At 70.5% G+C, this 10,197-nt stretch carries 9 protein-coding genes and 3 pseudogenes; 3 read left to right on the top strand and 9 right to left on the bottom strand.

Translation table 11 applies throughout. The annotated features are described in order from the left end of the window. Positions 1 to 178 precede the first annotated feature (178 nt). Both ACFWEP_RS25235 and ACFWEP_RS25230 read right to left on the bottom strand, forming a co-directional pair. Complete coding sequence (locus ACFWEP_RS25235) at positions 179 to 949, bottom strand: SDR family oxidoreductase (RefSeq protein WP_387373121.1); 771 nt, start codon at positions 947 to 949, stop codon at positions 179 to 181. After that, a complete protein-coding gene (locus ACFWEP_RS25230) occupies positions 946 to 2,382 on the bottom strand; it encodes an MFS transporter (protein ID WP_387373120.1) in 1,437 nt (478 codons plus the stop codon). Before ACFWEP_RS25230 ends, ACFWEP_RS25235 begins: the two co-directional genes overlap by 4 nt. Before the next feature lie 204 nt (positions 2,383 to 2,586). Here ACFWEP_RS25230 and ACFWEP_RS25225 point away from each other — a divergent pair. The 3 pseudogenes from ACFWEP_RS25225 to ACFWEP_RS25215 form a co-directional block, all read left to right on the top strand. Beyond that, positions 2,587 to 2,706: pseudogene (locus tag ACFWEP_RS25225) on the top strand (transcriptional regulator); the annotation flags it as partial. A gap of 152 nt (positions 2,707 to 2,858) precedes the next feature. Next, positions 2,859 to 2,912 (top strand): annotated as a pseudogene (locus ACFWEP_RS25220) (hypothetical protein); the annotation flags it as partial. 83 nt (positions 2,913 to 2,995) lie between these two features. Beyond that, positions 2,996 to 3,343: pseudogene (locus ACFWEP_RS25215) on the top strand (alanine--tRNA ligase); the annotation flags it as partial. 346 nt (positions 3,344 to 3,689) lie between these two features. Here the strand turns inward: ACFWEP_RS25215 and ACFWEP_RS25210 are convergent. The 7 genes from ACFWEP_RS25210 to ACFWEP_RS25180 form a co-directional block, all read right to left on the bottom strand. Beyond that, a complete protein-coding gene (locus tag ACFWEP_RS25210; protein ID WP_387373118.1) occupies positions 3,690 to 4,556 on the bottom strand; it encodes a fumarylacetoacetate hydrolase family protein in 867 nt (288 codons plus the stop codon). A 75-nt stretch (positions 4,557 to 4,631) separates the two neighbouring features. Beyond that, positions 4,632 to 5,672, bottom strand: coding sequence for a cupin domain-containing protein (locus ACFWEP_RS25205; RefSeq protein WP_387373116.1), 1,041 nt, complete (start codon positions 5,670 to 5,672; stop codon positions 4,632 to 4,634). A 23-nt stretch (positions 5,673 to 5,695) separates the two neighbouring features. Beyond that, complete coding sequence (locus ACFWEP_RS25200) at positions 5,696 to 6,910, bottom strand: FAD-dependent monooxygenase (protein ID WP_387373114.1); 1,215 nt, start codon at positions 6,908 to 6,910, stop codon at positions 5,696 to 5,698. 94 nt (positions 6,911 to 7,004) lie between these two features. After that, entirely contained in the window at positions 7,005 to 7,655 is a 651-nt protein-coding gene (locus ACFWEP_RS25195; protein ID WP_387373113.1) for a CoA transferase subunit B, read from the bottom strand. After that, positions 7,655 to 8,410, bottom strand: a complete 756-nt coding sequence (locus tag ACFWEP_RS25190) for a CoA transferase subunit A (protein WP_387373111.1) — start codon at positions 8,408 to 8,410, stop codon at positions 7,655 to 7,657. Before ACFWEP_RS25190 ends, ACFWEP_RS25195 begins: the two co-directional genes overlap by 1 nt. A 16-nt stretch (positions 8,411 to 8,426) precedes the next feature. Then, positions 8,427 to 9,179: an SDR family oxidoreductase gene (locus tag ACFWEP_RS25185; RefSeq protein WP_387373109.1), complete on the bottom strand. Its 753-nt coding sequence runs from the start codon at positions 9,177 to 9,179 to the stop codon at positions 8,427 to 8,429. Beyond that, a complete protein-coding gene (locus tag ACFWEP_RS25180) occupies positions 9,176 to 10,147 on the bottom strand; it encodes a fumarylacetoacetate hydrolase family protein (RefSeq protein WP_387373123.1) in 972 nt (323 codons plus the stop codon). Before ACFWEP_RS25180 ends, ACFWEP_RS25185 begins: the two co-directional genes overlap by 4 nt. Positions 10,148 to 10,197 lie beyond the last annotated feature (50 nt).

Genomic DNA, 10,197 nt, shown 5'->3' with positions numbered 1-10,197 from the left:
GATGCTGCCCACCTTGTGGGAGTTGATGCCGCGGTAGTACCAGAGGTCGGAACCGCAGACACAGCCCCGCACGACGCGGACGACGGCGTCGGTCGTGTCCTGGATGGTGGGGTCGGGGCGTTCGCCGAGCTCGATGTGCTTCTCGCCTCGGAAGATGGCTGCCTTCATGACTGTTTCCTCAGATTTCGGTGTCGGGGAGGGTGGGGGCGAGGTGCCGCAGGTCGGCGCGGACTCGCTCGGGTTCTGTACGTAGGTGTGGTCCGGGCCGGTCGCGGGCGCCGTCGAGGTCGCCGGGGCGGTCGGGTTCGGCTGCCCGGAAGGCGCCCGGCCAGTCGGTGACGGCCGGTCCGTCGACCGAGAAGACCTCCACGGTCCTGCCCGTCGCGGACTCGGTCAGCAGGGCCTGGACGATCGTTTCGGCGACGTGGTCGCGGCGGACGGGCCCGTACTCGATTCGGTCGCCCTGGCGCAGGTCTACGCGCTGGAGGGGGCCGTTGCCGGCATCGAACCAGCCGGGCCGGACGATGGTGTGGGGCAGGCCGCTGGCTCGCAGGAGCCGCTCGCCGCGCCGTTTCCAGTCGAGCAGTTCGCGCGACGGCCCGCCGGTGGCGGTGACGCCGATCGAACTCATCAGCACCACGGGCACGCGGTGTCCGTCGAGTGCGTCGAGGACCGCGGGCACGGCGCCGTAGTCGACCGCGGCGTAGTCGTCGGACCCGTAGGGCGCGCCGTGGGTCATCACGACGGCGTCGATGCCTTGGACGGCGGTGCGCAGGGCGGTCGGGTCGGCCAGGGAGCCTGCCGTCAGTTCGACGGCGGCGGGCAGTGAGAGCTGGGCGTGGGCGGGGTCGCGGGTGAGCACGCGTGGCCGGTGGCCCAGCTCGGCCATGCGGGTGGCGACGAGGCGTCCGATACTGCCGGTGCCGCCGATGATCAGGATGCGGTTCATGCCCGCACCTCCTTCCGGTTCGCAGCGTTCTGTGCTCGCTGAGCCGGGACGATGGTCGTAACGGCCACGATCAGGCACAGGGCGAGCAGGCCGGTGCCCCAGGTGAGGGCGGTCGAGATGCCGCTGGCGAGGCCGTCGGCCTTCGCCGACGCGGCGACGAGGACGGCGAGTCCGGTGGCCATGCCGAGCTGGTGCGCGGCGTTGACCAGGCCGCTCGCCGCTCCGGCGTCCTTTGCTCGCACGCCGATGATGCCGAAGCTGGTCAGCGGAGCGAAGGCCAGGCCCTGGCCGAGACCGATGAGGACCATGGGCAGCGCGATCGCGGTGAGATAGGTGCTGGTGGAGCCGACCTGTGCCAGCCAGGCCATCCCTGCCAGGGTGAGGGCGATGCCGGCGACGAGCACGGGAGCGTCACCGTAGCGGCGCACGATGCGCGGGATGAGCGTGGCGACGGCGAAGTTGACCGCGGTCATCGGCAGAAAGCCCAGGCCGGCCTGGAACGCCGTGAAGCCGAGCACGTCCTGCATGAGCTGGGTGGTGAAGAAGAAGAAGCCCATCATCGCGCCGAGGTAGAGGAAGCGGGCGGCGTACGCACCCCAGCGGCGCCGGTCGGCGAACAGCCGCAGCGGCATGATCGGCTGCGCGGCGCGCGCCTCGTGGCGCACCAGCGCGGTCAGGACGGCGGCGGCGACCAGGAGCGCCGTGACGACGAGGGGGCTGGACCAGCCCCGTTCGGCGGACTCGATGATCCCGAACACCAGCGCACTGGTTCCCAGGGTCGCGGCGAGGGCACCGATCAGGTCGAGGCGGCCCTGCTTGGGCTGCTGGACGGGGAGGTAGCGCGGCGCCAGCACCGCCATCGCGATGCCGAGCGGAACGTTGATGAAGAACGCGGCCCGCCACGAGATCCACTCCGCGGCGGCGCCCCCCACCAGCAGGCCGGCGCTTGAGCCGATCCCGGCGGTGGCGGCGTACCACGCGACGGCGCGGGAACGTTGTTCACCGGCCGGGAAGCTCGCGGTCAGCAGAGACAGGGCCGAGGGTGCGACGACCGCAGCGCCGACACCCTGCACGGCACGGGCCGCGATCAGCCACCATCCGGCCGGTGAGACGCCGATCAGGAACGAGGCCGTCACGAACACCGCCAGGCCACCGACGAACACGCGGCGGCGGCCGAGCAGATCACCGAGGCGCGCACCCAGCAGGAGCAGCCCGCCGAAGGCGAGCGTGTACGCATCCTGCACCCACGCCAGGCCGCCCGCGTCGAGGTTCATCGACGCGGCGATCGAGGGCAGGCCGGTGAAGATGACGGAGTTGTCGAGCAGGATCAAAAAGTAGCTGACCAGGATGATCGCCAGGATGGCCCGCGGGTGCGCGGGCCTCTCCGCCTCCGTGTGATGCGGGCTGGTGAGTGGTCGGGCCGAGGTCGTCATGCATCCATTTCGCCACTTCCCGCACATGCGTACCAGGCACTGGTGAACGGGGTACTGGCAGGGACTCCCACATTCCGCTCAGGGACGTAGCGTGAAAGACATGGCCGCCACCAACGACTCCAGCCGCAACAGCCCGCGGGACGAGCTGCGCGCGTTCCTCACCAGCCGACGGGCCAAGATCCCCCCGATCAGGCCGGCCTGCCGGTGTACGGGGAGCGCCGCCGCGTCACCGGGCTGCGCCGCGAGGAGGCCGCCCTGTTGGCCGGGATCAGCGTGGAGTACTACACCCGCCTCGAACGCGGCACCGTCGGCAGCGTCTCCGAGAGCGTGCTGGACGGGCTGGTTCACGCCTTCCAGCTCGACGAGGCCGAGCGCGACCACCTCTTCCGGCTGGTCCGTACCGCGAGTACGGCCACCCCCCCCGCGCCCCCAGGCGTGCACCGGCGAAGGCGAGGGTGCGGCCGACCGTCCAGCGCATGTTCGACCAGATGCCGATGCCGTCCTACCTGCGCAACGGCCGCTTCGACATCCTGGCCGCCAACGACCTCGGCCGCGCCCTGTACAGCCCGCTCTACGACTACGCCGCCGCCCACACCCCCGGCGAGCCGCCCAAGCCCAGATCGGCACCGTTGCCTTCACTGCGGAGTCCTCCGTTGACGTCGGCATGCGCCGCCTGGAAGGCGCGGTCGAAACCGAGGGCTTCGGATACCTGGCGCGCGAACGCGACCTGGTGAACCTTATCGCCGACCAGTTGAACGCGCCCCGTGCCAAACTGCCCGAGGATCTCCGGCCTGCTCGACCGCCTCAAGGCCACCGACCGTGAGAACGCCCGCCTCAAGAGCTGGGCCCCGCAGCCCGCGCTGCCGAACTTGCCGGGCAGGCCGTCGATGCCGACGGCACCCTCGTCGCCACCGTCACCACGGAGGGCGACACCGACGAGGCCCGATCCCTGCCCAGTGCCGCCTTTCGTATGGGGTTCATCATTTGGGTACTCTGGATCACCTGGCAGGCCGGTGCCCTGCGCGCGGGAGGGCATCCCCATGCCGTCCTGACACGGGTGCTATCCATGCGTGGACACCCCTGTCATGCCCAGACGGGCTGCCTGGCCTGATCCCATTGATGCAGCGCGCCCACCCTCGTAATATCTAGCTTTAATGGCGGCTGCTGGAGACATTCAGGGGGTAGCAGCCGCCGTTGAAGCTAGACAACGGAGGCGTCCACGTGGGGGAAGCGGAGACGCGTGGGCGGAACCGGCAGGTGTTCTGCTCTGGGCGGGTTCCGGTCGCGTGCATGTGAGGTGGTGCCGGTCAGCGCGCCCGACGCCCGGGGCGCCGCGCGTAGGGGACGGCCAGGGTTCCGTCGACGCCCACTTCCAGACGGCCGACCCGTTCGATGTCCAGGACGATCGTGTCGCCGTGGCTGAGCGGCCCCACGCCGGCCGGTGTACCGGTCGCGATCACGTCACCAGGGTGGAGGGTCATGACGGACGACGTGTAGGCGATCAGTTCACGGACGCCGAAAATCAGATCCGCAGTGTTCGTTCGCTGCCGGGTGCCACCGCTGACGTCGCAGCGCAGGTTGAGGCAGTCGGGGTCCGGTATCTCGTCGGCGGTGACGATCCAGGGCCCGATCGGTGTGAATGTGTCGAACGACTTGCGTGTGGAACGGTCTTCGCCGGATCGCACGGTGATGTCCAGTACGCAGGTGTAGCCGAAGACGTGGTCCAGCGCGTCGGCCGCGTCGACGTGGGTGGCGGTGCGGCCGATGACGACGCCCAGCTCGCCTTCCTGGTCGGTGCGCTTGTCCGTGTAGGGCAGGAGGACATCCTGGCCCGGCCCGATGACCGACGAGTTGGCCTTGAGGAAGACGCCCAGGTCCGCGATGGAGGTGGTGTACTCCATCTCGGCCTTGTGGTCCAGGTAGTTGACCGGCGCCCCGATGATCTTGCCGGGACGGGGCAGCGGCGCCTCCAGGACAGCCTCGGCCAACGGGACGCGCGTGAGGCCGGAGAGGTCCAGCGGGGCAGCTCCCTCACAGGCCGTGGTCTCGATGTGTCGGTGCAGCGCTCCGGCCGGGCCGGGTGTGCCGGTACCGACGAGTTGCTCGGTCACGTCGACAAGGTAGTCGCCGTCGACGACTCCGAGTCGCCCGTCGTTGAACAGGGCCAGACGCATCTGGGCCTCCTTACGGATTGCGGCATGCGGATTGCGGGATACGGATACGGGATGTCCGGGTGGGGTGCGGTTCATTCAGGCGCCGGGGTCGGCGTCTTCGGCGCGGTACAGGCCGAGGGAGCGCATGACGGGCTCGTTGCTGTAGGAGAACAGGACGGCGTCGTTGGAGGCGGAGCGGTTGAGGTGTCGGTAGGACGTCCAGCTGGGCACGGTGAAGGTGTCGTTCTCGGACCACTCCAACCGCTCGCCGTCCACGATCGTGGACCCTTCACCGCGGACCACGCTGAAGATGGTGGAGGCGGTGTGCCGGGATCCGGCTCCCCGGAAACTCGGTCGCAGGCGCTGGACGCGGCAGCCGATGGTCGGCATGACGGGGCCGCCCGTCCACGGGTTGGTGTATTCGAGGACGATGCCGTCGACGTCGCTGCCTGCCGCGGTGTCGGAGATCCCCTCCAGAGCGCGTCGGGTCTCTTCCCACGTATAGCGGGTCACAGGGGAGTTGGGGCCGTCCTGGGTGAGCCAGACCGGGTTCAGCCGACCGTGCAGGAACTGCCTGCTGCCGGCGTCGTCCGGTCGGGTCACGGGCTGGAGGCGCTGCGGGTACTTCTCGTAGAAGCCCGCCTCCAGGGCGTTGACGAGGGGGTAGTCGAGGGCGTCGAGCCAGATCATCGGAGCGTCGCCCTCGTGCGTGTGGTCGTGCCAGTGCCAGCCGGGGGTGAGCAGCAGGTCGCCCGGCGACATGAAGACACGCTCGCCGTCGACCGTCGTCCACGCACCGCTGCCCTCCAGGACGAAGCGGAAGGCGTTGGACGTGTGCCGGTGTGCCTGGGCGGTCTCGCCGGGCAGGATGATCTGCAGTCCCGCGTACAGGGTGTTGACGGTGGCGGGCGGATCGGTCAGGCCGGGGTTCACCAGCATGAGTACCCTGCGTTCCGCCTCGTCCAGCGAGAGCGTTTCGGAGAAGTGCAGCAGATGCGGCCGCAGTTCCTGCCAGCTCCAGCGGTAGGGCACGGCGCGGCTCTTGGGCTGTGCGGGGAAGAGGTTGCCGTAGAAGCGCCACAGCGGGGCGGCTCCCAGGCTCTCCAGGGCTTTGTAGGCGTTGTCGTCGGTCGTCACGGTGTCCTCCTCGGCGAGCCGGTTCACAGGGCGGGAGCAGATGAGGGGGTGGGGGTCCACACCCAGGAGATGTCGTCGAACGCCTCGGGGCCGCGTGACGAGAGGAGCTGGTTGCGCAGGGTGGCTCCCATGCCTTCCAGGTGGCAGATCTCGCCGAAGCGGCGGGCGCTGGTCTGGATGAGGGCCGCCCGTTCGCGGCGCCGGTCCGCGTACGCGGCGAAGGCTTCAGCGGGGTCCGAGCACTGGCCGAGAGCCTGTCCGAGAGCCACCGCGTCCTCGAGTGCCTGGCACGCGCCCTGTGCGAGGTACTGGAGCATGGGGTGGGCGGCGTCGCCGAGGAGGGCGATGCGGCCGTGCACCCAGGTGTCGATCGGGGCGCGGTCGTAGAGGGGCCAGCGCCGGTCGCGTGAGATGAGGGGGAGGGCGTCCCGCACGGCCCGGCAGGTGCCGGCGAAGCGCTCCTCGAGTTCGGCTTCGGTGCCCCAGTCGTCGGAGTCCGGGGTGTAGTGGTCGCTCTCGAAGACGGCGACCTGGTTGTAGAGCTCGCCGCGGCGTACGGGGTACTGCACCAGGTGCATGCGTGGCCCGGCCCAGACCATCACCGCTTCCGAGGCGGCGTGTCGGGACATCGGGCCGGTCATCTTCCCGGTGGGGAGGGCGCCGCGGAAGGCGACGTACCGCGAACAGACCGGTTCTCCGTCGTTCACCAACGACCGGCGCAGGCGGGAGTGCAGTCCGTCGGCCGCGACCACCGCGTCGGCGGTCAGTTCCGCGTGGTTCTCGGCGAAGGTCAGGTGGACGCCGAAGCCGTTCTGTTCCGCCTCGGTGACGGTGTGCCCCGTGCGCAGAGTGACGCCTGGATGTTCCTGGCAGGCGGTCAGCAGCGCGGCGTGCAGGTCGGTCCGGTGGGTGACGAGGTAGGGGTGCGCGAAGCGGTCGGTGTAGGCCGCGCCGTGGAGGTCGAGGGCCGTGACCTCGTGTCCGGTGAGGGCGTCCATCATCACCAGCCGGGGTGGTGCCACGGCGGTGTGCCGTACGGCGGCGAGTACGCCGAGTTCGTCGAGGGCGAGGGAGGCGTTCGGGGCGAGTTGCAGGCCGGCGCCTATCTCGCCGAAGCGGGTGGCTCGTTCCACGAGCGTCACGCGGTGGCCGGCGCGGGCGGTCGCCAGTGCGGCCGCCAGTCCGCCGATGCCGCCGCCGACTACGGCGATGTGGAGTGGGGAAGAGGTGACGGGCATCTGGCCTCCGTGAGTGAGCAGGGGTGTTCTGGCGTGCGAGCGATCCCAGGAAGTGCGTTGCCGGGGGGCTGGAGGGGCAGCGGTGTCGCAGGGCTCAGCAGGCCGCGGAGACGCTGTCCGCGCGCACGGCGGCGTCGGTCCGGGCGGTGATGTCTTCGACGGTGACGCCTGGGGCGGTCTCGACCAGGGCGAGCCCGTCGGGGGTGACGTCGAGGACTCCGAGGTCGGTGATGATCCGGTGGACGCACCGCTCGCCGGTGAGGGGGAGCGTGCACTCGCCGAGGATCTTGGGAGTGCCGTCCTTGGCGGTGTGTTCCATGAGGACGATGACGCGGCGGGCCCCGTGGACGAGGTCCATCGCGCCGCCCATGCCCTTGACCATCTTTCCGGGGATCATCCAGTTGGCGAGGTCGCCGCGTTCGGACACCTGCATGGCGCCCAGTACCGCGGTGTCGATGTGGCCGCCGCGGATCATGCCGAAGGAGAGCGCGGAGTCGAAGAAGGAGGCACCCGGCAGCACGGTGACGGTCTCCTTGCCGGCGTTGACCAGGTCGGGGTCGACCTCGCTCTCGACGGGGTAGGGGCCGGTGCCGAGGATGCCGTTTTCGGAGTGCAGGACGACGTGGACGCCGGGCGGGAGATGGCCCGGAAGGAGAGTGGGCAGGCCGATGCCGAGGTTGACGTAGGAGCCGTCGGCGAGTTCGGCGGCGGCACGGGCGGCCATCTGGTCGCGGGTCCAGGCCATCAGACGCGTACCGTCCTCTTCTCGATCTGCTTGTCGGCGGCCTGCGCGGCGGTGAGGGCCACGATCCGCTGGACGTAGATGCCGGGCAGGTGGATGTCCTCGGGGCGGAGTGCGCCCGGTTCGACGAGCTCCTCGACCTCGGCGACGGTGACGCGGCCGGCCATGGCGGCGAGGGGATTGAAGTTGGCGGCGGCACGGCGGAAGAGCAGGTTGCCGTGGTGGTCGCCGCGCCAGGCCCGTACGAGGGCGAAGTCGGTGGTGATGCCGTGCTCCAGGACGTGGGCGCGGCCGGCGAAGTCGCGGGTCTCCTTGGGCGGGGAGGCCACGGCCACCGTGCCGTCGGCCGCGTACCGCCAGGGCAGGCCGCCGTTCGCCACCTGAGTGCCGACGCCGGCGGGGGTGTAGAAGGCGGGGATGCCCGCACCGCCCGCGCGCAGCCGTTCCGCGAGGGTGCCCTGCGGGGTGAGTTCGACCTCCAGTTCACCGCCGAGGTACTGCCGAGCGAACTCCCTGTTCTCGCCGACGTAGGAGCCGGTGACGCGGGAGATGCGGCCGGCGGAGAGCAGGATGCCCAGACCGCGGCCGTCGACCCCGCAGTTGTTGGAGACGACGTTCAGACCGGTCGTGCCCCGGTCGTACAGGGCGCGTATCAGGGTTTCGGGTACGCCGCTGAGGCCGAAGCCGCCGACGGCGAGCGAGGCACCGTCGGGGATGTCGGCGACCGCTTCGGCGGCGTCGGCGCGGACCTTGTTCATGGGTGCGTGGCGCCTTTCAGTTGGGGGCTTCGCGCAGTGCGTCGGAGACGGACTTGACGCCGCCGTGCGCGGTCATGCCGCCGTCCACCGGAATCTCCGCACCGGTGATGAACGACGCGTCGTCGGACAACAGGAACGCCACCAGCGGCGCGACTTCGCCGACGGTGCCCGTGCGGCCCAGTGGCGTCTCGCGGACGTTCACCTCGCGGAACGCGGGTGCGGCCGAGGCGGTCATCCCGGTCTCGATGTAACCGGGATGGATCGTGTTGACGCGGATGCCGCGCGGTCCGAGCTCCAGGGCAGCGGTCTTCGACAGGCCGCGCAGTGCCCACTTGCTGGTCGTGTAGGCGACCGGGTAGTGAGCGGTGAGGGCAGCGGACGATCCGACGTTGACGATGGAGGAGCCGGGGCGCATGAGCGGCGCCACATGCTGCATGCCGAGGAGCGGACCGGTGACGTTGACCGCGTGGACGCGGGCCATGTCCGCCGGGCGTACGTCGCCGAGTCGGGCCCGCCAGGTGATGCCGGCGTTGTTGACCAGGCCGTGCACCTGCCCGTACGACTCCCGCAGTTCGTCCGCGAGTTCGGCCCAGTCCGTTTCGCTGGTGACGTCGAGGCGTCGGCAGCCGGGTGCGCCGGTCACGTCGGTGGGGATGACACGGGCCCCTTCCAGGGTGAGCAGCCGGGCTTCGGCGGCGCCCTGTCCGCCGGCCGCGCCGGTGACGACGACGACCTTTCCGAGCAGCCTCTTGGAGTGCGGGTCGGTCACGGCCGCTCCCGGAGGCGGCGGCGTCCGGTGGGCAGCGGGACGGGAGCGGCGCCTTCGACGACGGTGTTGGTGAGGACGCCGAGGCCCTCGACGGTGAGCGTGACGGTGTCACCGGGCTTCAGCGGCGGCGGGGACTGTTCGCCGCGACGGCCCCAGAGTTCGGCGAGGCAGCCGCCGTTGCCGCAGGTACCGGAGCCGAGGACGTCGCCCGGGACGACCCGGGTGCCGCGGGAGGCGTAGGCGGTCATCTCCTCGAAGGTCCAGCTCATGTGGGACAGCAGGTCCTCGCCGACCACCCGGCCGTTGATCTCCGCGGTCATGGCCAGCCGCAGGAAGCCGTCCGCGTCGCGGTGGGGCTCCAGCTCGTCGGCGGTGACGAGGTACGGACCCAGGGTGGTGGCGGTGTCCTTGCCCTTGCAGGGGCCGAGGCCGACCTTCATCTCCGCGCTCTGGAGGTCGCGTGCGGACCAGTCGTTGAAGACGGTGTAGCCGACGATGTGGTCACGGGCTTGACGTGGTGTCAGGTCACGGCCCTCGCGGCCGATGACGGCTCCGACCTCCAGCTCGAAGTCCAGGACGGACGAGCCGGGCGGTACCGGGATGCCGTCGAGGTGACCGTGGATCGCGTGTGGGTTGGTGAAGTAGAAGGTCGGGGCCGCGTACCACTGTTCGGGGACGCCGCCGACGCCTTCCACGGACCGGCGCACCCCCTCCACGTGCTCCTCGAAGGTCACGAAGTCCCGTACCGAAGCGGGCTGGAGCGGGGGAAGCGGACCAACCTGGGAGACGTGCGGGCCGGCCGGCCCGTCGAGAGCCGTCGATCCGGCGTCGAGCAGCGCGGGCAGGCCGGAGGTCTCCTGGATCAGTGCGGTGAGCGAGGTGACCCCGGGCAGAGGGAAGAGGGTGCCGTCCTCTTCCACGACCGCCACCCGGCGGTGCTCCTGATGTTCGTACGTGGCGAAACGCATGGTGCGGCTCCGGCGGAGTGTGGTCGGGCGGGAAGGGGGCGCCTCGGGGG

Source organism: Streptomyces sp. NPDC060198 (assembly GCF_042728415.1).
GTDB lineage: Bacteria > Actinomycetota > Actinomycetes > Streptomycetales > Streptomycetaceae > Streptomyces.
This window is presented reverse-complemented; position numbering and strand designations above follow the sequence as displayed.